The sequence below is a fragment of the Magnetospirillum fulvum genome, from assembly GCF_900108475.1.
GTDB lineage: Bacteria > Pseudomonadota > Alphaproteobacteria > Rhodospirillales > Magnetospirillaceae > Phaeospirillum > Phaeospirillum fulvum_A.
Genome location: NZ_FNWO01000001.1, coordinates 1 through 23,561, shown reverse-complemented (window position 1 = coordinate 23,561; position 23,561 = coordinate 1). Strand labels below are relative to the sequence as shown.

General features: G+C 63.5%; 24 protein-coding genes. 3 read left to right on the top strand and 21 right to left on the bottom strand.

The features are described from left to right. Positions 1-2 precede the first annotated feature (2 nt). The 19 genes from gloA to BLW40_RS00030 all read right to left on the bottom strand — a co-directional run bounded on the left by gloA (position 3) and on the right by BLW40_RS00030 (position 18,938). On the bottom strand, positions 3-410 hold the full coding sequence (gloA, locus tag BLW40_RS00120) for a lactoylglutathione lyase (RefSeq protein ID WP_074764343.1): 408 nt from the start codon (positions 408-410) through the stop codon (positions 3-5). Continuing rightward, positions 407-1,582, bottom strand: a complete 1,176-nt coding sequence (gene lpxB / locus BLW40_RS00115) for a lipid-A-disaccharide synthase (protein ID WP_074764341.1) — start codon at positions 1,580-1,582, stop codon at positions 407-409. Before lpxB ends, gloA begins: the two co-directional genes overlap by 4 nt. Then, positions 1,579-2,406, bottom strand: coding sequence for an LpxI family protein (locus BLW40_RS00110; protein WP_074764339.1), 828 nt, complete (start codon positions 2,404-2,406; stop codon positions 1,579-1,581). Before BLW40_RS00110 ends, lpxB begins: the two co-directional genes overlap by 4 nt. Beyond that, positions 2,396-3,199, bottom strand: coding sequence for an acyl-ACP--UDP-N-acetylglucosamine O-acyltransferase (gene lpxA, locus BLW40_RS00105; RefSeq protein WP_074764337.1), 804 nt, complete (start codon positions 3,197-3,199; stop codon positions 2,396-2,398). Before lpxA ends, BLW40_RS00110 begins: the two co-directional genes overlap by 11 nt. Then, entirely contained in the window at positions 3,199-3,663 is a 465-nt protein-coding gene (gene fabZ / locus BLW40_RS00100; protein ID WP_074764335.1) for a 3-hydroxyacyl-ACP dehydratase FabZ, read from the bottom strand. The genes lpxA and fabZ overlap by 1 nt, the downstream gene beginning before the upstream one ends. Positions 3,664-3,735: 72 nt before the next feature. Then, complete coding sequence (gene lpxD, locus BLW40_RS00095) at positions 3,736-4,755, bottom strand: UDP-3-O-(3-hydroxymyristoyl)glucosamine N-acyltransferase (protein WP_074764333.1); 1,020 nt, start codon at positions 4,753-4,755, stop codon at positions 3,736-3,738. Positions 4,756-4,761: 6 nt separating this feature from the next. Further along, positions 4,762-5,388 carry an OmpH family outer membrane protein gene (locus BLW40_RS00090; RefSeq protein WP_074764331.1) on the bottom strand — a complete coding sequence of 209 codons (627 nt, stop codon included), beginning with the start codon at positions 5,386-5,388 and terminating at the stop codon, positions 4,762-4,764. Between the two features lie 99 nt (positions 5,389-5,487). Further along, the gene (gene bamA, locus BLW40_RS00085; protein WP_074764329.1) at positions 5,488-7,758 is read right to left on the bottom strand and encodes an outer membrane protein assembly factor BamA; all 2,271 of its coding nucleotides are present in this window, start codon (positions 7,756-7,758) and stop codon (positions 5,488-5,490) included. A gap of 43 nt (positions 7,759-7,801) precedes the next feature. Continuing rightward, positions 7,802-8,959: an RIP metalloprotease RseP gene (gene rseP, locus BLW40_RS00080; protein WP_074764327.1), complete on the bottom strand. Its 1,158-nt coding sequence runs from the start codon at positions 8,957-8,959 to the stop codon at positions 7,802-7,804. Positions 8,960-8,974: 15 nt separating this feature from the next. Continuing rightward, positions 8,975-10,135, bottom strand: a complete 1,161-nt coding sequence (locus BLW40_RS00075; RefSeq protein WP_074764325.1) for a 1-deoxy-D-xylulose-5-phosphate reductoisomerase — start codon at positions 10,133-10,135, stop codon at positions 8,975-8,977. A gap of 24 nt (positions 10,136-10,159) precedes the next feature. Further along, positions 10,160-10,945: a phosphatidate cytidylyltransferase gene (locus BLW40_RS00070; RefSeq protein ID WP_074764323.1), complete on the bottom strand. Its 786-nt coding sequence runs from the start codon at positions 10,943-10,945 to the stop codon at positions 10,160-10,162. A gap of 9 nt (positions 10,946-10,954) precedes the next feature. Further along, complete coding sequence (locus BLW40_RS00065; RefSeq protein WP_074764321.1) at positions 10,955-11,686, bottom strand: isoprenyl transferase; 732 nt, start codon at positions 11,684-11,686, stop codon at positions 10,955-10,957. Between the two features lie 5 nt (positions 11,687-11,691). Further along, positions 11,692-12,264 (bottom strand): ribosome recycling factor, encoded by a 573-nt coding sequence (gene frr, locus BLW40_RS00060; protein WP_074764319.1) that lies wholly within the window; start codon positions 12,262-12,264, stop codon positions 11,692-11,694. A 15-nt stretch (positions 12,265-12,279) separates the two neighbouring features. Next, complete coding sequence (gene pyrH, locus BLW40_RS00055) at positions 12,280-13,002, bottom strand: UMP kinase (protein ID WP_074764317.1); 723 nt, start codon at positions 13,000-13,002, stop codon at positions 12,280-12,282. 176 nt (positions 13,003-13,178) lie between these two features. Then, on the bottom strand, positions 13,179-14,105 hold the full coding sequence (gene tsf / locus BLW40_RS00050; RefSeq protein ID WP_074764315.1) for a translation elongation factor Ts: 927 nt from the start codon (positions 14,103-14,105) through the stop codon (positions 13,179-13,181). A gap of 101 nt (positions 14,106-14,206) precedes the next feature. Continuing rightward, the gene (rpsB, locus tag BLW40_RS00045) at positions 14,207-15,004 is read right to left on the bottom strand and encodes a 30S ribosomal protein S2 (protein WP_074764313.1); all 798 of its coding nucleotides are present in this window, start codon (positions 15,002-15,004) and stop codon (positions 14,207-14,209) included. A 187-nt stretch (positions 15,005-15,191) separates the two neighbouring features. Next, the gene (gene mepA / locus BLW40_RS00040) at positions 15,192-16,022 is read right to left on the bottom strand and encodes a penicillin-insensitive murein endopeptidase (RefSeq protein WP_074764311.1); all 831 of its coding nucleotides are present in this window, start codon (positions 16,020-16,022) and stop codon (positions 15,192-15,194) included. Beyond that, positions 16,019-17,155: an HD-GYP domain-containing protein gene (locus BLW40_RS00035; protein ID WP_074765016.1), complete on the bottom strand. Its 1,137-nt coding sequence runs from the start codon at positions 17,153-17,155 to the stop codon at positions 16,019-16,021. The genes mepA and BLW40_RS00035 overlap by 4 nt, the downstream gene beginning before the upstream one ends. 145 nt (positions 17,156-17,300) lie before the next feature. Then, positions 17,301-18,938, bottom strand: coding sequence for an acyl-CoA synthetase (locus BLW40_RS00030; RefSeq protein ID WP_074764309.1), 1,638 nt, complete (start codon positions 18,936-18,938; stop codon positions 17,301-17,303). 160 nt (positions 18,939-19,098) lie between these two features. Between BLW40_RS00030 and mamU the strand changes: the two genes are divergently transcribed. Genes mamU through BLW40_RS00015 form a run of 3 tightly spaced genes read left to right on the top strand, consistent with a single transcriptional unit; the run spans position 19,099 to position 22,755 of the window. Continuing rightward, positions 19,099-20,001, top strand: coding sequence for a lipid kinase MamU (mamU, locus tag BLW40_RS00025; RefSeq protein ID WP_074764307.1), 903 nt, complete (start codon positions 19,099-19,101; stop codon positions 19,999-20,001). A gap of 4 nt (positions 20,002-20,005) precedes the next feature. Then, positions 20,006-20,779, top strand: a complete 774-nt coding sequence (locus BLW40_RS00020) for a metallophosphoesterase family protein (protein WP_074764305.1) — start codon at positions 20,006-20,008, stop codon at positions 20,777-20,779. Then, positions 20,776-22,755: an O-linked N-acetylglucosamine transferase, SPINDLY family protein gene (locus BLW40_RS00015; protein ID WP_074764303.1), complete on the top strand. Its 1,980-nt coding sequence runs from the start codon at positions 20,776-20,778 to the stop codon at positions 22,753-22,755. Before BLW40_RS00020 ends, BLW40_RS00015 begins: the two co-directional genes overlap by 4 nt. A gap of 36 nt (positions 22,756-22,791) precedes the next feature. On the opposite strand, the gene BLW40_RS00010 is transcribed toward BLW40_RS00015, so the two are convergent. Together BLW40_RS00010 and BLW40_RS00005 are read right to left on the bottom strand one after the other, a co-directional pair. Further along, the gene (locus BLW40_RS00010; protein ID WP_342027648.1) at positions 22,792-23,217 is read right to left on the bottom strand and encodes a class I SAM-dependent methyltransferase; all 426 of its coding nucleotides are present in this window, start codon (positions 23,215-23,217) and stop codon (positions 22,792-22,794) included. 48 nt (positions 23,218-23,265) lie between these two features. After that, positions 23,266-23,561 (bottom strand): transposase (locus BLW40_RS00005; protein WP_139305435.1); only part of this gene is annotated, 296 nt, incomplete at its 5' end.

The following is a 23,561-nucleotide window of genomic DNA, read 5'->3' as shown; positions in this document are numbered from 1 at the left end:
CTTTAGGTCTGGATCAACTCGACGCGATAGCCATCGGGGTCCTCGACAAACGCGATGACCGTGCTGCCATGCTTCATCGGGCCGGGCGCCCGAAGGATATTCGCTCCCGCTTCGGCCAGCGCGGCGCAGGCGACATAGATGTCGGGAACGCCCAGGGCCAGATGGCCAAAGCCGCTGCCGAGATCATATGACGGCGTGTCCCAATTATAGGTCAGTTCGACCACGGTCTGGTCGCTTTCCGCCCCATAGCCGACGAAGGCCAGGGTGAAGCGTCCCTCGGGGAAATCGGTGCGGCGCAACAGCCGCATCCCCAACAATCTGGTGTAGAAGTCGATCGAGCGATCCAGATTGCCGACCCGGATCATCGTATGAAGAAACCGCCATCCGGCGGTATCGGGAGCTTGGCTCATCGCTTTTCTCCGATAAAGGTCAGAATCGTCGTGGCGGCGCGGGCGCTGGGGCTGTCTCCGCCCAAACCAAGGCGAGTCAACGCGTCGCGCGCTCCGGCGCGTTGCGCCTCGACGGCGGCGGGATCGTCCAGCAATTCGGCCACAGCCGCAGCCAGACGTTCGGGACGGCACTCGTCTTGCAGCAATTCAGGCATCACCGCGCGTTCTGCCAGGATGTTGACCAGCGAGACGAATTTCACGTCCAGGCCGAGGAAGCGGGTGGCGACAAAGGCCGATACCGGCGAGACCCGATAGGCGATCACCGCCGGAACTCCCGCCATCGCCAACTCAAGGGCCACAGTGCCGGACGCGGCCAGCGCCGCCGCGGAGGCGGCGAAGGCGTCGAAGCGGGCGGAGGCCCCCCGCAGCACCAGCGTCGGCAATTTCCATCCGGCGGCAGCCGCGGCAACCTCGTCGGCAACGGTTTCGACGGTCGGCAGGGCGACGACCAGATCGGGATAGCGGGAGGCCAGACTGGCGACGGTGTCGCCGAACACCGGCAACAGGCGCGAGGTCTCGGACCGTCGGCTCCCCGGCAGCAGGCAGAGAATCCGTTGATCGGGAGCCAGCCCATGGCGGGCACGGAAGGCAGCGGCATCGCCCTGCCCGGCTCCCCCCTCGATCACCGAATGGCCGACATGAACCGAGCGCAGGCCCTCTTTCTCGAACCAGGCGGGTTCGTTGGGAAATAGAGTCAACAGCAGGTCGAGCACCTGGGCCAGCGAGCGCGTCCGCCCCTTCTTCCACGCCCACACCATCGGCGCGACGTAATGAATCCGGGGAATAGACGACCCCTGTTCCTTCAATCCGCGATGGATGCGACCGCAAAATCCCCAGGAATCAATCGTCACCACCGCGTCGGGCGCTTTTGTTTCGATATCGGAAAGAGTATGGCGAAGGCGGCGGAGGATCGCGGGCAGCCGGGGCAACACTTCGACCAGCCCCATCACCGACAATTCGGCCATCGGAAACAGCGACACCAGCCCCTCGGCCTGCATCTCCTCGCCGCCGATCCCGGCAAAGCGGACCGCGCCGCCGGTTTGCTGTTTCAACGCCGCCATCAGCCGGGCTCCGAGCAGATCGCCCGACGGCTCCCCGGCAATCAGATAAATCAGCGGCGGGGTGGCGCTCATGGCGGCGAAATCCCGACGACGAATACGCCGAGACGCCGGGCCTCGGCCGCGACCGCCTCGCGCCCCAACACCAGCGCTCCCCCCGCTTCGACAGCGATGCCGCGCAATCCGGCGGCGGCGGCGGCACTCACGGTGTTGGTGCCGATGGCGGGAAGGTCGATCCGGCGATCCTGGCCGGGTTTCTTCAGCTTGACCAGGACGCCGCCGATCCCGTCGCGCGCCAGCGGACCGCAGCGCTCGATCAGGCGGTCGGTTCCCTCGATCGCCTCGACTCCCAGCACGAGTCCCTGTTGCACCACGACCGACTGGCCGACATCGACGGCGCCAAGGGCGCGGGCAACCTCGATCCCGCGGGCGATATCGGTTTCGGCCTGAGCATCCGGAGCCGGTCCGCCATACAGACCGGGACTGGCAAGACACGACGCCAGCACCTGATCGATACCGACGACACGAAAGCCCTCGCTTTCCAGTTCGGCAACGACGGCACGCAGCAAACCGTCATCACCCAGGGCCTTCAACCCGATCCGGGCGAAAAATCGGGCGGTGCGCAGATCGGGAGCCAGTTCCGACAGCGAGGGACGCCGCACCGGGCCGACCATCACCACGTCGCCCACACCGGCACGGCGCAGGCTGTCAAAACCGCTTCCGGCCTCGCCCAGACGGATCCAGTCGGCGGGCAAACCGGCGGCGGCGATCACCGCCGGATCGGCATGTCCGGTCAAGGCGAGGAAATGGGCCGGTCTTCCCTCGGCGCGGCAGGCGGCGGCGATCAGCCCGGGCAGGCAGCCGCCACCGGCGATAATGCCGAGCTTGCTAGACGCCATCGCCGGCGAATTTCGGCGTACTGAGCGAACGCGAGGTATCGGAGCGAATAAAGGCGACGATCTCCATCACCACCGCATTGCCCTGATACTGATCCTCGACGTCGGACAACCGCTCCTGCAATGTCCCCTCGGGCGCGAACAGCAAACGATAGGCGTTGCGAAGGGTGTGGATGTCGTCGCGCGAGAAGCCGCGCCGCTTCAGGCCGACGATATTGAGCCCGTTGAGATGAGCCCTATTGCCGATCACGACGCCAAAGGGAATGACATCGGCCTCGACCCCCGACATGCCGCCGATCATCGCATGCTTGCCGATGCGGACAAACTGGTGCACCGCCGACAGACCGCCCAGAAAGGCGTACTCGCCGACCGAAACATGCCCGGCCAGGGTGGCGTTATTGGCCATGATGACGTTATTGCCCAAGATGCAATCGTGGGCAACGTGAGCGCTGGCCATGAACAGGCAATTGTCACCGACCCGTGTCACCATCCCGCCGCCTTCGGTGCCGGGATTCATCGTGACATGCTCGCGGATCTGGTTGTTGGACCCGATCTCCAACACCGACGGCTCGTCCTTGTACTTCAAATCCTGCGGACGGTGCCCGATCGACGCGAAGGGGAAGATGCGGGTTCCGGCACCGATCCGCGTCCGCCCCGCGACCGCGACATGCGACACCAGCTCGACATTGTCCCCCAGGACAACCTCGGGACCGACCATGCAGAATGGACCGACCACAGCCGAAGCGGCGATTTCGGCCTTGGAATCGACGACGGCGCTGGGATGGATTTGGGTCATTATTCGTCCAAAATCATTGCGGCATAAGTGGCTTCGGCAACCAGAACTCCAGCGACCTTGGCCTCGGCGCGGAACTTCCACACATTGGCGCGGCTACGTTCCTTGAAGACATGGATCATCAATTGATCGCCCGGGCCGACCGGCTTGCGGAAACGACAGGTATCGACGCTCATGAAATAGACCAGTTTTCCTTCGGCCGACGGTCCCAACGTCTCGACCACCAGAACGGCGGCGGTCTGCGCCATCGCCTCGACGATCAGCACGCCCGGGAACACCGGACGAGAGGGGAAGTGCCCCTGGAAAAACGGTTCGTTGATGGTGACGTTCTTGATGCCGACGGCGCTTTCGTTGGCGATGACATCAATCACCCGGTCCACCATCAGGAACGGATAGCGATGCGGGATCATCTGAATGATCCGGTTGATGTCGATGACCTTGCCCCGGTCGGTGACGGTGGTGTCCATATCGATCCCTGCCCTCTTTCTAACCTTCCCTGACCGGCAACGGAGCCGGCAACCAACCTGTTCTCGGTCTCTCTACCTTTTGCGGCGAATCATCCGGCTTAACAGAGCCGACGTGCGCAGCCAGTCAGCCATCGCAACGGCGGGGCTTCCCCCGACGGTCTCGCCGGGAGCGATATCGCGCATTACCCCGGATTGAGCGGCAATACGGGCGCCCGATCCAATATGCAGATGCCCGGTCAGACCGGCCTGCCCCCCGGCGGCGACGAAATCGCCCAGGTGGGTCGATCCGGACACGCCAACCTGGGAAACCAGAACGCATCCCCGCCCCAGATGGACGTTGTGCCCAATCTGAACGAGGTTGTCTATCATACAGCCATCGCCGATCACTGTATCAGGTCCAGCGCCGCGGTCGATCGTCGTATTGGCCCCGATTTCGACGCCATTGCCGATCACAACCCGGCCCAATTGCGGCACTTTCAGATGCCCTTGCGGCCCCATCGCAAAACCGAACCCGTCCTGACCGATCCGCGCTCCGGGATAGATCACGACACGATGGCCCAGCACCGCGTGGGACAACGTCGCCCCGGCCCCGATGGTGCAATCGTCGCCGATGACGACCCCGTCGCCGACGACGGCGTTGGCAGCGATGCGACAGCGTCTGCCGATTTCCGCCCGCGCCCCGACCACCGCGCCGGGTTCGATCCGGCATCCCTCGCCGACCGAGGCGGAGGGATCGACCCAGGCGGTGGGAGCCTGCCACGGCTCGGGCGGCAGCACCGGGTAGAACGCCTGAGCGATCCGGGCATAGGCCCGATAGGGATCGTCGGACAGCAACAGAGCCATCCCCTTCGGGGCCTTCTCGGCCATCGCCGGAGCGACGACGCACAGCCCGGCCCGGCTGGCCTGAAAGGCATCGAGATATTTGCGGTTGTCGAGAAACGAGACGTGCTGGGGACCGGCGCTGTCCAGTGAGGCAACATCGACGAACAGGGCAGACGGATCGGACTCGTCACGACGGGTCGCGCCCGAAATCCCGGCCAAGGCCTCAAGGGCAAACGGCCCAGCGACGGTGAAGAAACGCGAATCGGCCATGGTTCTCTACTTTCTACCCGGTTTGGCCGACGGTGAATCTTCAACCACCGGCACAGGAAAGGTAACATTGGGTAAACGACGATTAACCCGTTCGATCACCAGCGTGGTGACGTCCATGCTGGGTTCGTGCAGCACGACCTGCTGCTTGGGCAGAACCAGGGTCGCCCCCATTTCTCCGGCGAGTTCCCCGGTGACGCTGAGAATAACATTCATCAGTTCGGTCACGGCGCTGTCGGTCGATTTTTCCAGGGCTCGAACCGCCATCTGGGTTCGCCGCTGAAAGGCGACCACCTGCTGCTCCAGGTCCTTGACCTTCTGGTCATAGGCTTCCTGCGACATCGTTCCTTTCTGCCGGGCAAGATCCTGGTCACTGACCTGGAGACGCTGCCGAGCCGAATTGAAGTCGTTCTGAAAGCTCTGCTGATAATGGTCGCGCTGGCTGACCAGGGCCTTCCCCGCCAGGGACTCGCGCTGAGCCTGCTGAACATCGACGATGATGATCGTGGCGGGAACGGCGGTGGCACGCTTTGCCGCCGGGGGATCGGCGGCGAAGGCGACCGAGGCGGCAAGCACCATCGCCAATCCACAGCCAGCCCAGCGTCCGGCGCCGCCGACTGCGGACAAGATTCCCATCGTCTCACGCCTCCTACTCATACCCATCGGTGCCAAAGTCCTCCTGGAGGTCGTCCGCGCCCTGTAGCTTTTAGGACCGGGCGACGCGTCCCCGGAAGGTCAGAATTTGGTGCCGAAATTGAATTTCAGGAATTCTGTCTTATCGTAACTTTCCTTCATCAACGGGACGCCGAGATCAAGCGAAACCGGACCCATCGGCGATTTCCATGAAACGCCGATGCCGCTCGACATCCGCAGCGAACTGCCCTGCTGCACACCGTTGGAATTCTCGACATCGGCCGAACCGACGGTACCGGCGTCGGTGAAGACCTGACCGGACACGCCGAACTCGTCGGGCAGACCGATCGGGAACTTGACCTGGGCCGACCCGGTCACCATCCACACGCCGCCCAGGGAATCCCCGGTGGTCTTATCGCGTGGCCCAACACCAGCACTTGCAAAACCGCGCAAGGTGTCGCCGCCGACAAAGAAGCGGTCGGTAATGTGAACCCGCTCGCCCAGACCGACGATGTATCCGTTGTTGGTCGTCAGCGCCAGAACGACCTGATCGTCGAGGGTATAATACTGACCGCCGGACAACGTACCGCGAACGAAATGAATGTCGCCACCCAAGCCAGCCCCTTCCGCCCCGACGCGAATGAAATATCCTTCGCCCGGTTCGATCCGGCTGTCGCGCTTGTCATAGGTCATACCCGTCGTCACCGACGACGTCACGCGCGATCCCAACTGGTCGAGAATATAGATCGAGGTGGAGGTGACGTTATACACCTTGTCCTGCTTCAGGGTGTACTTCCAGTCCTGACGCAAGGGCTCGCTGATCTGGTAGCCAAGACGAAGATTGCCGCCGATCGTGCGGGAATCATACGAGCTTTCGTCCGTAAGTTCGCGCGTGATGGCGTAGGCGTCGAAGCCCGCCGCGATCTCGCGTTCCATGAAATAAGGCTCGGTGAAGGAGAAATTGAGCTGGGTACGCTTGCTCGCCAACATCGAGGACAGGGTGATGTCCTGACCACGGCCGAGAAGGTTCCGCTCGCGGATCGACGCCTCGATCATCGGGCCGATCTGGCTGGACCAGCCCACGCCGAAGCTCAATTCGCCGGTCGACTTCTCCTGAACCTCGACCTTGATGACGGTCCGGTCGGGTGCGGTCTCGGACGGGACGTTGGTGACCTCGGCCTTCTCGAAGAAGTTGAGATCCTTGAGGCGCTGGCGCGATCGGCGCAGCTTCGCGGTGTTAAAGGCGTCGCCTTCGACCAGTTTGAATTCGCGCCGGATCACCTTGTCGAGGGTACGGACGTTACCGGTGATGTCGATCCGCTCGACAAAGACCCGCGGTCCTTCCTGGATGTCATAGGTGACATCGATGACCTTGGTCTCGCGGTTGCGGTTGACCTGGGGACGGATATCGACGAAAGCGTATCCTTTGGTTCCCACCGCATCGGTCAGTTTCTGGACGATATCCTCGACCTGATCGGCGTTGTACCAATCGCCTTCGCGGCTGACGATGATCGGCTGAAGCTCCTCGGGCTTAAGGTCGCGCAACCCGGCATTGATCGTCGATTTGCCGAACCGATAGCGCTCCCCCTCCTCGATCGTATAGGTGATGAAGAAGCCTTCGCGATTGGGAGTCAGTTCGGCGATCGCCGAAGCCACCCGGAAATCGGCGAAGCCTTGCTTCAGATAGAAGCGCCGCAGCAACTCGCGGTCATAGGTGACCCGGTCGGGATCGTAGGTATCGTCAGTGCTGAGAAAGCGGTACCAGCGTTCTTCTTTGGTCTGAAGAGTCTCGCGCAGCTTGCTCTCGTCGTAACGGCGGTTGCCGACGAAGGAAATGCGACGGACATAGGTGGGATCGCCCTCGGAAATCTCGTAGACGAGATCGACGCGATTTTGCTCAAGCTGGATGATCTTGGGCTCGACCGTCGCAGCAAAGCGGCCGTTACGGCGGTACAGATCGAGGATACGCTTGACGTCGGCCTGAACCTTCGAGCGGGTATAAACCGTTCGCGATTTCAACTGGGCTTCGGACGAAAGCTGCTCTTCCTTGATCTTGCGGTTCCCCTCGAAGGCGATCCGATTGATGATCGGGTTTTCCACCACCCGCACCACCAATTGGTCGCCCTCGCGCCGGATCGCGACGTCGGCGAACAGCCCGGTATTGAACAGCGCTTTCAGCGAGCGGTTGACCCGCTCGGTATCGAACTGGTCGCCATCGGTGATCGTCATATAGGATTTGACGGTTTCCGCCTCGATACGCTGGGTGCCCTGAACCACGACGGAGCGCACACGCCCGCCGTCGTCGGCCCAGGCGGCGGTCGAGGCCGCCACGAGACCGGCTGCTGCCAGACCGGTCCACTGCAAGAATCGCATCGGGTCCCCCCTCGTCAGCCCAGTGTACCGACCCGGACCCGGGTCACGAGAACATGCGTATAACGGCATCCCAGACCGGGAGGGCTACGATGTCGTTCCGAGTCGCGAAGACCATCAACGCCAATACCAGAAACAGCCCAATTCGAAAACCAAATTCTTGTGCCTTTTCCCCTAGGGGACGACCAAGGATCGCTTCGAAGGTATAAAAGAGAAGGTGGCCACCATCGAGGATCGGAATTGGAAAAAGATTAATCAGCCCCAGATTCAACGACAGCAGGATCGTGTAATAGATCACGCTGCTGATTCCAAGCTGGGCCGCTTCTCCTGCACCTTTGGCGATGCGGATCGGACCGCCCAATTCGTCTGAATTGCGGGTTCCGCTAATCATCTGGCCGATGCCGACAAAAGTCGAGCGGATCATGCTGCCGGTTTCGGCCAGCGATTCGCCCAGAGCCGACACCGGGCCATGATGGACGATTCGGGTGCTGGCCGGATCGGCCGAGACACCGAGCACCGGGACCTTCTCCATGTCGCCGAACAGACCCTTGCGGGTGTCGATCCGGGGCTGGGCCTGGATCGTGAAGGTCTCGTCGCCGCGCTTGATCGTCATCTCCAGCGGGCGCTCGATCTCAAGCCGCACCACCCGCTGAATATCCTGGAAGCGATCGACCGAACGACCGTTGATTGCGAGAATGCGGTCGCCCGCCTTCAGCCCGACCTCTTCGGCGGCGGTACCGGGATAGATCCCCCCGATCACCGGTTCGGTCACCGGTTGGCCCAGCACCATGAACAGCCCGGCCAGCCCCAGAATGGCGAAAAGAAAATTCGCCGCCGGTCCGGCAACAACGATCGCAGCGCGCTGCCCCACCCGCTTATGCTGGAACGACCAGGATTTTTCCTCGTCGCTCATCGGCTGCTCGTTCTGGGTCGCCGACGCGGCGTCGGCATCGCCAAAGAATTTGACGTAGCCGCCAAGCGGGATCAGGGCGATCCGCCACCGCGTCCCGGTTGAGGTGGTCCGTCCCCACACTTCCGGGCCAAAGCCGATCGAGAACACCTCGACCTTGACGCCATTGGCGCGGGCGACCAGGTAGTGTCCGAGTTCATGAACGAACACGACCACGGTGATGATGACCAGGAAGATCACCACGTAATACCACACGCCGTGAAGGACGTTGGAGAGCAGAAGGGACAGGTCCATGGGGCTCCGAACCGGCTAAAGGCGCCCGATCACCGACTCGGCAAAGCGCCGCGCCACCTGATCCTGGGCCAGAACGTCGTCGATCGAGAGTAACTCGCGATGATTGACACCTTCAATGGTGCGCTCGACGACGCGGGCGATATCAAGGAAGCCGATCCGACGCGCCAGGAACGCGGCGACCGACACCTCGTTGGCGGCGTTCAGCACCGCGGCGACCGAACCGCCGACGCGGAGCGCCTCGCGGGCCAAACGCAGCGACGGGAACAGGGTCTCGTCGGGGGCTTCGAAAATCAGGGTGCCGATCGCGGCCAGATCAAGCCGCGGCACCGGGGCGGCGATCCGATCGGGCCAGCCCAGCGCATAGGCGATCGGGGTCCGCATATCGGGCGATCCCAACTGCGCCAGCACCGAACCATCGGTATAAGCGACCAGGGAATGGATCACCGATTGGGGATGAACGACGATGTCGATCTTCTCTTCAGGCATGTTGAAAAGATGATACGCCTCAATCAGTTCCAGCCCTTTGTTGAACATGCTGGCGGAATCGACCGAGATCTTCGCCCCCATCGACCAATTGGGATGGGCGACCGCCTGCTCAGGCGTGACCGAGGACATGAATTCACGGGTCTTGCCCCGGAACGGCCCGCCCGAGGCGGTCAGGATGATCTTCTCGACCTGATCGTGCTGCTTGACGTCGAGCACCTGGAAAATCGCCGAATGCTCGGAATCGACCGGCAGCAGGGTGGCGCCATGGGTCTTGACCTCGGCCATCATCAACTGACCGGCACAAACCAGCACTTCCTTGTTGGCGAGACCGACCGTCGCGCCGCGCCGGATCGCGCGCAGGGTCGGGGCCAGACCGGCGGCACCGACGATCGACGCCATCACCCAATCTGCCGGAAGATCGGCGGCATCGGCCACGGCGGCGGCACCGGCGGCAACCTCGATCCCGGTTCCGGCCAAGGCATCCTTTAGCGCCGGATAGGCGGATTCGTCGGCGACGACCGCCAGACGCGCTTTCAGACGCCGGGCCTGATCGGCAAGGATGTCGACCCGGGAATTGGCCACCAGCGCCTCGACCCGGTAAAGGTCGGGGCTGGCCTCGATCAGTTCGACCGTGTTACAGCCGATCGAACCGGTCGAGCCGAGAATCGTAATCCCACGCCGTGCGCTCATAACCCCCCCACTCACTTTATCAGCTTACTGCCAAGTCAGGACCGCGCGGCCGGTGGCGAGCGTCAACGCCGCCACCACGATCGCTGCGGATAAAAGGCCATCGACGCGGTCGAGAACCCCGCCATGGCCCGGAATGATGTTGCTTGAGTCCTTGACGCCCCAGCGCCGCTTGACCCACGATTCGAGCAGGTCGCCCGCCTGCGCCACCACCGCGAGACCGGCGCTGGCGATCGCGACCCAGACCAGCGAAAAAGCCCCGACCCAAGCGACGCCGAGCCCAACCAGAGCCGCGCACAGCATCCCGCCCAGCAGGCCAGCCCAGGTCTTTTTCGGGCTGACACGCGGCATCAGCAGCGGGCCGCCAATCAGACGACCGGAAGCATAAGCGCCGATATCGGTGGCCCATACCGCCAGCAGCAGCCACCACACCGTCGCCGAGCCAAAATCGGGATCGCCGCGCAGCCACACCAGCGCCAGTGACGGCAGGCCGATGTATAGCGCCCCCAATCCGGACCAGGCGCGGCGGCCCGGTACCGGGCAGACCAGCAATACCGACACCAGCACCGCCCCCCCCGCCGTATAAAGGGCGGTCTGCGGCGCGGAAACCGTCAGCACCGACGCGGCGAAACAGAGAATCGCGGCGGCGCGGGCGGCATAGCCGAACCCGCCACAGGCGATACGGTGCCATTCCCAGCACATCAGCGCGGCCGCGATGGCGACCAGCAAGGCAAAGGGATATCCGCCATACCAGGCGGCAAGGAGGGCCGGCGGAGCCAGAGCCAGGGCGGACAGAGCGCGTGTTTTCAGCACTTGGACAATTTACCTCGCCCCGCCGAAGCGGCGGTCGCGACGATGGAAGTCGCGCAAGGCGGTTTCCAGCTCGGCGCGGCCGAAATCCGGCCATAGGGTCTCGATGAACACCAGTTCGGCGTAAGCCCCCTGCCAGAGCAGGAAATTGCTGATCCGTTTTTCGCCACTGGTGCGGATGATAAGGTCGGGATCGGGGATGCCCGAGGTGAACAGATGCGCGCCGACGACGGTTTCGTCGATGACGTCCGACGACAGGGTGCCCGCGGCAACCGAGCGGGCGACCGAGCGCATCGCCTCAACGATTTCCTGCCGCCCGCCATAAGACAGGGCCAGAACCAGCGTCAGTGCGACGTTGGATTCGGTCCTCGCCTCGGCGTCCTCGATCATCCGGACGATATCCGGCCCGAGCCGGGTGCGGTCGCCGATCACCTTGAGACGGATGCCGTTCTTATGCAGATTGGCAATCTCGTTGCGCAAATACAGGCGCAACAGCCCCATCAGGTCGGCGACCTCGCTGGCCGGACGCTTCCAGTTCTCTGACGAGAACCCGTACAGAGTCAGATAGGAGACCCCCATTTCTCGCGCGGCTTCGACGGTTCGGCGAACGGATTCGGCGCCACGCTTATGACCGGCGGTGCGGGGTAGCCCCCGCGAGCGCGCCCAGCGGCCATTGCCGTCCATGATGATGGCGACATGGACCGGTGGCGGAGGCAACTCGGCGGCTTGGGGCGAGGATTCCATTCTGCTCAGACCTGAATAATCTCTTTTTCCTTACTCGTCAGCAGATCGTCGATCTTCTTGATCGTCTCGTCGGTGACAGACTGGACTTCTTTTTCGTGCTTTTTGATTTCGTCTTCGGAGAGATGCCCGTCTTTTTCCATCTTCTTCAAAGAATCCATCCCGTCGCGGCGGACGTTGCGGACGGAAATGCGGGCAGCCTCGGCATATTTTCCGGCGACCTTCTGCAATTCCTTGCGACGCTCTTCGTTCAGGGGCGGAATCGGCACCCGGATCAACTGGCCGTCAGCCTGGGGATTGAGGCCGAGACCGGCATTGGCAATCGCCTTTTCAACCGCCTTGACCTGACCCTTGTCCCACACCTGTACCGTCAGCATCCGGGGCTCGGGCACACCGACGGTCCCGCATTGCGACAGCGGCATGGTCTGGCCATAGGCCTCGACCACGACAGGATCAAGCAGATTGGTCGAGGCGCGACCGGAACGCAGGCCGGAAAAGTCCTTTTTAAGAACCTCGACGGCGCTGTCCATGCGCCGGACGATATCCTTCCTGAGATCGCTCCAGGTGGTCGGAACAGACACGATCGAACCCCTTTTCTAATCGTTCGCGATAGTAGTAAACAGCCCGCGCCCCATCACCACTTGGGCGAATGCGCCCGGACGGTGCAGGTCGAACACGACGATGGGCATCCGGTTTTCGCGACAGAGCGCGATCGCCGACGTGTCCATCACCGCGAGGTCGCGGGACAGAACCTCGTTGAAGGTCAGGCGATCGTAGCGGACCGCATCCTTGACCTTCTTAGGGTCGGCGGAATAAACGCCATCGACCTGGGTGGCCTTGAGCAGCGCGTCGCAGCCCATTTCGACCCCGCGCAGGGCGGCGGCGGTATCGGTGGTGAAGAACGGGTTGCCGGTACCAGCGGCAAAGATCACCACCCGTCCCTTTTCCAGATGACGGATGGCCCGGCGGCGAATGAAGGATTCGCAAACGGTCGGCATCACAATCGCCGACTGAACCCGGGTTTCAACCCCATGCTTTTCAAGAGCGTTTTGCAGCGACAGGGCGTTAATCACTGTCGCCAGCATACCGACATTATCGGCTGCGGCGCGTTCCATCCCGGTCGAGGCGCCCGAGACGCCGCGGAAGATGTTTCCACCGCCGATCACGATACAGACTTCGACGCCGAGATCGCGGACCGATCGCACCTCGCCTGCGACTCGATCAAGAGTGACGGGATCAAGCCCGTACTCCTTGGACCCCATCAGGCCTTCGCCGGAAATTTTAAGAAGAACGCGTCGGTACTGAGCGTTGCTGGCCATAGGCTCCCTTTGGGGCTTGGTGGCACAAAGGCCGGGAAGCGCGGTCGGCTTCATTTGCACGGGACCGGGCGGCGGCGATCATACACTATTCCAGCAGCCTGTCGCGCCTGTTGTCACGGACGAGACCGCCCCCTGGATGAACAGGGGGCGGCCATCGCTAATCCAGTGCGAACCGTCTAGCGCCCGAGCTGGGCGGCGACTTCGGCGGCGAAGTCGGTCTGCTCTTTCTCGATGCCTTCGCCCAGGGCATAGCGGGCAAAACCAACCAACTTGATCGGCGCGCCGAATTCCTTGCCCTTGATTTCGAGCAGCTTGGAGATCTTGTTCTCCTGGTCGATCACGAAAACCTGCTCGACCAAGCAGACTTCCTCGTAATACTTGCGGATGCGACCTTCGACCATCTTCTCGATGACGTTGGCGGGCTTGCCCGACGCCTGAGCCTGCTCGGTCAGAACATTACGCTCGCGATCGAGCGCCGAGGTATCGACCGAGGTCGGGTCGAGGAACTGCGGGTTGGCAGCGGCGACATGCATCGCCAGCTGACGGCCGAGTTCGAGCAGACGGGCCTTGTCGGCGGTCGATTCGAGCGCGACCAGGCAGCCGATCTTGCCCAGACCGGGAGCGACCTGGGTGTGGACGTAGGACGCGACGACGCCGTCGGTCACTTCGAGGCGCACCGAACGGCGCAGCGACATGTTCTCGCCGATGGTGGCGATCAGGGCGGTCAGCTGCTCGCCGACATTCTTGTCGGAACCGGGGAACGCGGCGGCGCGGACCGCCTCGATGTCGCCGCCCTGGGCCAACGCCACCTGAGCGACGGCGGACACGAAGCCCTGGAACTGATCGTTGCGGGCAACGAAGTCGGTCTCGGCATTGACTTCGACGACAACGCCCTTGGTGCCTTCGGCGGCGACGCCAACCAGACCTTCGGCAGCGACGCGACCGGCCTTCTTGGCGGCGGCGGCAAGGCCCTTCGTGCGCAGCCAGTCGATGGCAGCCTCAAGATCGCCAGCGGCTTCGTTCAGCGCCTTCTTGCAATCCATCATACCGGCGCCAGTCTTCTCGCGGAGCTCCTTGACGAGCGAAGCGGTAATCTCGGCCATGGGGTAATCCTCTCTCGGCGTTTTCTTTCGTGGGGCTTAGAAGCGATCAAACGAATGGCGGCGACCTCGAAGCCGCCGCCATCCGGACACGACAGAACCGATCAGACCGGCTGAGCGGCGTCCTCGGAGGCCGAAGCCGCCTCGATCTCGGGAATCTGCTCGATCGGAGCCTCGGCGCTGGCGCCCAGGTCGCCACCGCCACGGGTGATCTCGGCCTGGATGCCGTCGAGAACCGCGCCCGACATCAGGTCGCAATAGGTCTGGATGGCGCGGATCGCGTCATCGTTGCCGGGAATCGGGAAGCTGATGCCTTGCGGATCGCTGTTCGAATCGATCACGGCCACCACCGGGATGCCCAACTTGTTGGCTTCCTGAACGGCCAGGGCTTCCTTGTTGGTGTCGATGATGAACAGGACGTCGGGCAGACCGCCCATTTCCTTGATGCCGCCCAGAGCGCGCTCGAGCTTATCGCGCTCGCGGGTCAGGTTCAGCTGTTCCTTCTTGGTCAGACCGGACAGGGCGCCGGTGCTGAGCTGCTCGTCAAGTTCGCGCAGGCGGCGGATCGACTGGGAGATGGTCTTCCAGTTGGTCAGCATGCCACCCAGCCAGCGGTGGTTGACGAAGTACTGGCCGCAGCGACGCGCGCTCTCGGCAACGATCTCGGAGGCCTGACGCTTGGTGCCGACGAACAGGACGCGGCCACCGGCGGCGGTGACGTCACGAACGGCCTGCATGCCGCGATGCAGCATCGGAACCGACTGCTGGAGATCGATGATATGAATCCCGTTGCGAACCCCGAACAGATAGGGGGCCATCTTCGGGTTCCAGCGGCGGGTGTTGTGGCCGAAATGGACGCCGGCTTCGACGAGCTGGCGCATGGTAAAGGTGGGAAGAGCCATCGGAAAGTCCTTTGCTTCTCCGGTTGAACCTCCGCGGGCGTCGCCGGGGAACCCCCGGCACCGGAGCGAACGGACGGCAAAAAAGCCGCCGCCGCGAACCCGCGTGCGGATTGATGCGCCGGTTGATACCGCCTTGCGCCACTTTTTGCAAGCGGGCTCGCGGGAATATTTGATTAAAGTCGGACTCTCAGTCCCGGGCGAGGTCGGTGCAGGCTGCTGGCAATGGCTTTACCTGACGGTGTGGCTTTTCCTTGGGGACCGCCAGCGGTTGGGCCAACCAGGATTCGATCTCGGCCCCGCACCCGTCGCCTTCGGGCACGGGGGCCTGCGGCTCGCACAATCCCGACTCGGCCGGACAGGATAACCGGACGTGAAAATGTTCATTATGCCCCCACCACGGCCGCAGCTTCGCCAGCCAGCCGCGCCGCTCGGGCGGGAGCGACCGACACAGAGCGCGCTTGATCGCCGGGTGGACGAATATTCGGTCGATGCCGGGAGACGTCGCCGCCAGTTCCAGCATCCGGGCTTGTTCCCGCCCCCAATGCGCGGACTCGATCCGGTTGCCCTCCGTCATCGACAGCGGCTTGGGCCGAGCGAGTTCGTCGGGGCCGAGCGGATGCGGGGCCAGACGGAACCAGATATCGACGTCCAGCCCATTCTGATGGCTGGCATGGCCGAACGGCAGCGGGCCACCGCGCGGCTGGGCCATGTCGCCGATCAGCAGCAACGGCAGACCCTCGGCCCGGCTGGCGGCGGCCAGGGCGCGGACAAAGGCGACGGTGCGGGGGTGGCCCCAGGCGCGGTTGCGTTCGGGACGCAGCACCTGATAGCCCGCGCCGGTGAGCGGCAGGGCCTCGGCCCCGCGCAGACAGCCCGCCGCCGCCGATCCGATCGCCTCGCCCGACCCGGATGCGGGACGACGCAACTCGGGCCAGGGATCGCCCGCCGCACTCGCGGCCCCCGCCCCGCCAATGACCAGTGCCGTTGCCAGCAGAAACGCCGCGAGCGCCCCCGTCATCCCACCCCCGTTTCGGCGAAACGGGACTGAATATCGAGAATTTCCGGCATACATTCAGCCAGAGCGGCGACACAATCGGCATCGAGCCGGTTCTCGGCCGCGTCGGCATTCAATGCCGCCATCGCCTCGGCATTGTTCCAGGCCGCTTTATAAGGGCGGCGCGAGGTCAGCGCATCGAACACGTCGGCAACGGCGACGATCCGGGCTTCAAGCGGAATGTCCCCGCCCATCAGCCCGCGGGGATAGCCGCTGCCGTCGATCTTTTCGTGATGACAGGCGACGATCTGGCGCAACATCTGAAGGTGGGCGGTCGAGATGAAGCCGAAATCACCCACCGCCAGATCGACGATTTCGATGCCATGGGCGACATGGCCCTGCATCACGGTGAATTCTTCCGGCGTCAGCGGCCCCGGTTTCAGCAAGATGTGGTCCGGCACCGAAATCTTGCCGACATCATGGACGGGGGCGAACTGGAACAGATATTCGACGAATTCGTCGCTAAACCCAAGCGGCCCCGCCAGCTTCAACCCGATCGCCCGCGAATAGCGGGCCATCCGGGCGAGATGCCCGCCGGTTTCGCCGTCGCGCACCGCCGAAATCTGCAACAGCACCTTGACGATAGATTGCATGCTGTGCAGGGCGTCCAATTCGCGCAGCACCATCTGGGCGATCAAATCGCCATAGGGCTTGAGGCGACGCAGCACCGTGGGCGTGAAAAAGCCGGGAACAGAGCCGTTCAGAAACAGAAAGCCGCGCAACCCCTCGCGACCGCAGATCGGCACCGTATGACTGGAACGATAGCCGAACGAAACCAGCCGGGCTGCATATTCATGCCCGGTGCGGGCAACCGCCTCGAGATCGTTGAGGGTCCGGGTGCCGCCGGAAAGGGCCAGTTCGACCAGACTGGGCAGCGCCGACAGAGGGGCGGTGGCATGGTCGAGCGGGCTTTCGCCATCGCTGGAATGGATGAAGGTTTTCAGCAGATCGGTGCGGGGATCGTAGAGGGCGACCGCAATCCGGCCGAGTTGGGATAATTCCATCTCGGCCCGAATCTCTTGGTGCAGAGCACCGACCTGAGCGGCCAAGCCCTGATGGAACGACGATGGTAGCTCGCCCTTCGCTAACGACGTCACGATCGCCACCCGGTAAAGCAGAAATGAACGAGAATGCACCCTCTCCTATAATCAAGATAGCCGATTCAATTTCATTGTAACATATGTCATCGGTCGCCCCCGTCCCTACCCGCTTGGACGAGGTTTTATACGAAAGATTGAACCTTTAGGCGATCATCTTCTTAGCCATTTCACGCAGGATGTATTTTTGCACCTTTCCCGTCGAAGTCTTGGGTAGGTTCGTGAAGATTACCGTCCGCGGGCATTTGTAATGGGCGAGCTTGGTCCGGGTGAACGCAATGATCTCCTCGGCGGTGATCGGGGCCGCGCCTTCCTTCAGGCCGACAAAGGCACACGGAGTCTCGCCCCATCGTTCGTCGGGACGAGCCACAACGGCGGCTTCGGCGACGGAGGGATGCTGATACAGCACGCTTTCGACTTCGATCGTCGAAATGTTCTCGCCGCCCGAAATGATGATGTCCTTCGAACGGTCCTTCAGCTCAATGTAACCGTCGGGATGCCAGACACCCAGATCGCCGGTGTGGAACCAGCCGCCCGAGAAGGCTTCGGCGGTCGCTGTCGGGTTCTTGAAATACCCTTTCATCACCACGTTGCCGCGGAAGAACACCTCGCCCATCGTGACGCCGTCCTGGGGCACCGGCACAAGACTGAGCGGGTCGGCGACCATCATCGCCTCCTGATTGACGTAGCGTACGCCCTGCCGGGCTTTCTTCTGCGCCCGCTCTTCCTGCGGCAGTTCGTCCCATTCCTCGTGCCAGGCGCACACGGTCACCGGACCGTAAACCTCGGTCAGTCCATAGACGTGGGTGATGCGGAATCCCTGCCCTTCCAGCCGTTCGATCACGGCGGCGGGCGGCGGCGCGGCGGCGGTCATGAAGGCAACATCATGCGTCAAGGGACGACGGTCCTTTTCCGGTGTGTTGATCAACATCCCCATCACGATCGGCGCGCCGCACATATGGGTCACTTTATGTGCTTCAATCGCCGAGAAAATCGCGCGGCCTTCGATCCGGCGCAGGCAGACATGGGTTCCGGCCAAAGCGGTGATCGTCCAGGGGAAGCACCAGCCGTTGCAATGGAACATCGGCAAGGTCCACAGATAGACCGGATGCCCACTCATCCCCCAGGTCACCGCATTGCCCAGCGCGTTGATATAGGCACCACGGTGGTGATAGACGACGCCCTTGGGATTGCCGGTGGTGCCCGAGGTGTAATTGAGGGCAATCGCCTCCCACTCGTCTTCGGGCCAACGCCAGACATAGTCCGGGTCGCCGGACGCCAGGAACGTCTCGTAATCGCATTCGCCGAGCAGGGTGCCGCTGGTCGTGTCGGCATCGTTGATGTCGATCACCAGCGGCGGCATCTTCATCAGCCCCAGCGCCTTGGCGATCACCGGGGAAAATTCGCGGTCGGTCAGCAGAACCTTGGCCCCGCCATGCTCCAGCATGAAAGCAATGGCTTCCGCGTCGAGACGGATATTGAGGGCGCACAGGACCGCCCCCAGCATCGGTACGCCAAAGGTCGCCTCGAACGCCGCCGGGATGTTGGGAGCCATTACCGCGACGGTGTCGCCGACGCCCACGCCGCGTTGCGCCAGGGCCGAGGCCAGCCGACGGCAACGATCGTAAGTCTGACGCCAGGTGAAGCGGCGCTGATCGTGGATGACCGAGACGCGGTCGGGAAAGACCGTCGCGGACCGCTCGAGAAATCCAAGCGGCGAGAGGGGAACGAAGTTGGCGGAGGTTTTGTCGAGATCGACGTCGTAAGGGGTTCTCACCGTCATTTCCGCTTCCCTATGTTCGTGGAATGGAGGATTTTTCCCTTCTGATGAAGGGAAAGATTGAGGCTCTCTCACAACTTTTTCAACCTTCATCTTGGGCGGAGAGGCTCGTGGTGCGAGAATCGCTCTTGACAGCCGAAGCGGCTCGGGCTGCTGTCGCATCATGCGCCTTGCTCTCGTCATCAACCGGTCCGCCGGAGGCTTTCGCCGCTTTCCACCCGCCGCCACCGTCGCGGCAATCCGCGATGCGTTTCTCGACAGAGGACATCAGGTTGAACTCCGGATGATCGGTCGTCGCGACCTACCCGCTTGCTTCGCCGCCTTGTCCGTCCGCAAGGATCTCGACGCTGTCGTCGTCGGCGGCGGCGATGGCACCATCTTGTCGGCGGTCGGCAACGGATTGGGTCGCGAACGCCCGCTGGGCATCCTGCCGCTCGGCACCCTCAATCTTTTCGCCCGCGACATCGGCTTGACCCTCGATCCGATCGACGCCGCCCGCGCTGTCGCCTGCGCCGGAACCGCCGCGATTGATCTCGCCGAAGTCGATGGGCGGCCCTTCGCGATCTGGGCCTCGCTGGGCATGCATCCCTGGATCGTCCGTCGCCGCGACCACCTCCAGCGCCGCCGGTTACACAAGATGACGGCAATGGCCATCGCCGCCCTGCGCGGGCTGATTCACTTCCCCCAAATCGATGTCACCTTGACATTGGACCGGGGCGACCCCCGCCGGGTGCGAACCCCGATGCTGTTCATCAGCAACAATGCCTGGCGCGACGAACCGCCGCCGCTGTCGCGCCGTTCGCTTGATACCGGACAGCTTGAAGTCCACATCGCCACCTGTTCCGGGCGGTTGTCGCTGCTGTGGCTGGCGGTCGAGACGATGCTAGGCCGGTGGCGAACCAGTCGGCGGCTTCAGACCTTTTCCGCCAGCGAAGTGCATGTCGCCAGCCCGCGACGACGGCTGATGCTGTCGCTCGACGGCGAGGTCGCGGTGATGCCGACGCCCCTGCTGTTCCGGGTCCGGCCTCGAGCACTGAACATCCTGGTCCCCGGACGGGGACATTAGAGACATGCGAACCGTCGCCCATTTGTCCGATCTCCATTTCGGCCGCACCGATCCCCGTCTGGTGGCGGCCCTGCTCGTCGATCTCGAGCGCACCCACCCCGATCTGGTGGCGATCTCGGGCGACCTGACCCAGCGGGCACGGTCGCATCAATTCGCCGAGGCTCGCGCTTTTCTCGACCGCCTTCCCCCCCCGGTGGTGCTGGTGCCGGGCAATCACGACCTGTCGCCGCTTTACCGCCCGCTCAACCGTCTGCTGCGTCCCCGCGACAAGTTCAATCACCACCTCCCTCGCCACGCGTTTCCCTCGGTCTGGCGCGACCCATCGCTGATCGCGATCGGGCTCGATTCCACCCGCTCGCTTCGCTGGAAATCGGGAGCGCTGACCGACAGCCATCTCGGCGAACTCGACCGCCTTCTGGCCGACGCCCCGCCCGAGGCGGCCCGGATGGTGTTTCTGCACCACCCTCCCGACGATGCGGGGGGCGGGCATCCCTATGAAGCCCTGATCGCCCACGGCATTGACGTTGTGTTGACCGGACACGCCCATCATGCCCGGGTCGAACCGATCGTCGCCGCGACCGGCGGATCGATGATTCTGGTTCAGGCCAGCACCGCCTGTTCGACCCGTCTGCGCGGCGAATCGAACGGCTATTGTCTGGTCCGCCTCGATTCTCACCAGATCGAGGTGACGGTCCAGGGCTGGACCGGAGAGATTTTCCACCCCATACGCCACCATCGCTTTGTCAAACAGGGCACCGAGTGGCGGAGACGCCCATGATCGACCTCGACCGCGATTTGGCCAAAGCGTCCGCCCTGGCCCAAGCCGGCAAGACCAAGCCCGCTTTGGCCCTGCTGGAGCGGGTGGTCGCGGCGGCCCCGAACGCGCTGGCGGCACGCTATGCCTTGGCGCTGACCCTGCTGACCTCGGGTCGGTATAGCGAGGCGCTGCCTCATCTCGATCGTATCCTGGCAATCGAGCCGACCAATCCGGCCGCGCTGTACAGCAAGGCGCGCGGCCTAATGGCGCTCGACCGCGCCGAGGAGGCGTTGCCGCTGTTGCGACCGCTGGCCGAGGCGGGGGATGCCGACAGTCTGCTGGCGATTGGCAACGCTTTGCGCAGCCTGAACCGGATGAGCGCCGCCGCCGAGGCGTACCGTACCCTGATCCGGCGTGCCCCCGGCCATCTTGGCGGCCACGTCAACCTTGGTTTACTTCTTGTCGCCAGCGCTCCCGATGCCGCCATCCCTGCGCTTGAAGATTCGGTGCGCCGCCATCCCGGTGTCGGTGAACTGCATGCCTTGCTGGGTCAGGCGTTGCTGCGGCAGAACCGGTTCGAGGAGGCCACCGTCACCTTAAGCCGGGCGCTGGAGCTTGACCCCCGTCTGCTCCCGGCCAAGGGTCATCTGCTCCGGGCCTGCCGCGAGACCGCCGATTGGGATCGCGAAGAGGCTTTGTTCGCCGAGATCCGGGCCGGACTGGATAGGCCCGCGCCGGGGCGGCTGGCAATCTCGACCCAGGACGCGCTGTTCTATCCATTCGACGGAACCGAATTACGCAAGATCGCGGCGGCCGAGGCCGCCTTTCGTGTTCCCGGACGGCCCCGTCCGGTGGCTCGGCCCCGTATCGCCGCCAATCCACCGCCGCTGACCGTCGCCTATCTGTCGCCGGATTTCCGCGACCATGCCACCATGCATCTGGCCGGGGATTTGTTTGCCCACCACGATCGAAGCCGGGTCAAAGTGATTGCAGCCTCGGTCGGTCCCGACGATGGATCGGACTGGCGGCAACGGGTCGTCGCCAACAGCGACCTTTTCCTTGATTTCAACACGTTAAGCGACCGTTCTGCCGCGCAACGTCTTGCCGACGAAGGCGTCAACATCCTGGTTGACATGTCGGTCTACACCCGGCATGCCCGCCCCGGCCTCGTCGCCCTGCGCCCGGCCCCGGTCCAGATCGCCTGGCTGGGATTGGCCGCCAGTTCATCGGCGCCTTGGATCGATTACGCCATCGTCGATCCGGTGCTGGTCCCTCCGGCGCATCGCAACCATTTTTCCGAAGCGCTGATCTCGCTTGCGCATGGATATCAGCCCAATCTAGCGTGGGAGCCTGTAAGAGCGCCGCCGCCCCGATCCGATCTGGGGCTGCCCGAAGACGGTGTCGTGTTCTGTTCGTTTAACGGCCATCGCAAGCTCGACCGCGCCACCTTCTCGCTGTGGATGGAGATTCTGGCGGCGGTTCCGGGATCGGTGCTGTGGCAGCTTGCCCCGCCCCCTCTGGCCCGCACCCGGCTGGAACAGGCCGCAAGCCGCGCCGGGATCGCGCCCGACCGGCTGATCTGGGCACCGCGTTTGCCTCGGCCCGAGCATCTGAAGCGTCTGCCCGCCGCCGATCTGTTTCTCGATGCCCTGGTCTGCGGCGCGCACACCACCGCCGCCGATTCCGTGCGGATGGGGGTTCCGCTGCTGACCTGCGCCGGCTCTCGTCTCGCCTCGCGAGTAGCGGCCTCGCTGCTGTCGGCGATCGGCCTGCCCGAGTTGATCGCCTCGTCGCCCCAGGAAATGCTCGATCTGGCGGTCGGGCTGGGGCTGGACTCGCCCCGTCGTACCGACCTGCGATCCCGGCTCGCTGCGTTGCTGCCCCAGGCCGCTTTGTTCGATCCCAAGCGATTCGCCGCCGATCTGGAGACGGCCTATCAACAGGTCTGGGCGCGCGCCGCCGCCGGTAAACCGGCGCGGGATATCGCCCTGACCTAGACCTCAACGGGCAATAAATTATTTATAATAAATGGCTTAACGACGTCTTTTGATGTTCAGCCAGAAGGAATTGCTGGGGGCGGGAAAGGCGTTGGTGCCGATTGCCTCCCACACCGGGGCGAGATGCGCCGACAGGCGGGGATCCTGGGCGGCAAAGAAGCATGGCAGCACCGGCTCCAGCCACGATGCCTCGCCCAGCAGCAATGCCGCCAGCAGATATTGCTCGTTATACATCAGCCCCTCGGCCTGGGCCGGATAGTCGTAGGGCAGATAGACGTCGTGGACGTGGACGATCACGCCGGGAGCCAGCTCCGGCAGCACGTCGAGAAACAAGGCGGTGACGTCGGAGTTTTCCAGGCTACGGTGCGAACTGTCGATGAACAGGATGTCGCCGGGCTTCAACCGGGCGAACAGGGACTGATCGACCGATTCGGCCGGGGCGCGGATCACTTCGTCGCACAGGGCGTCAATCTCGGCCCGTGGCCACTGCTGTCCGGTTAAACGTCACGGTCATAGCAGCACCATCTGATTGGGGTCGATTCTTGGTTGAGGATCTCCCCCGATCAGTCGGTCGATGCGCTTTCGGTGCATGAGATTGGCGCGAACGAGCCGGGCAAAGGCGAGCGGGCTTTGGATGGTTTTCTGGGTGGCCTGGGCCATTCGGAGCAAGAGGAAGGCGATCAGGGCGACGGCGATCTGGATTCGAACGGCATTCTCGCTGTTTCCGAGGAAATGGCGGATTTTCAGGGTCTGCTTGACCCATCGGAAGAACAGTTCGATGGCCCAGCGCCGTTTGTAGAGATCGG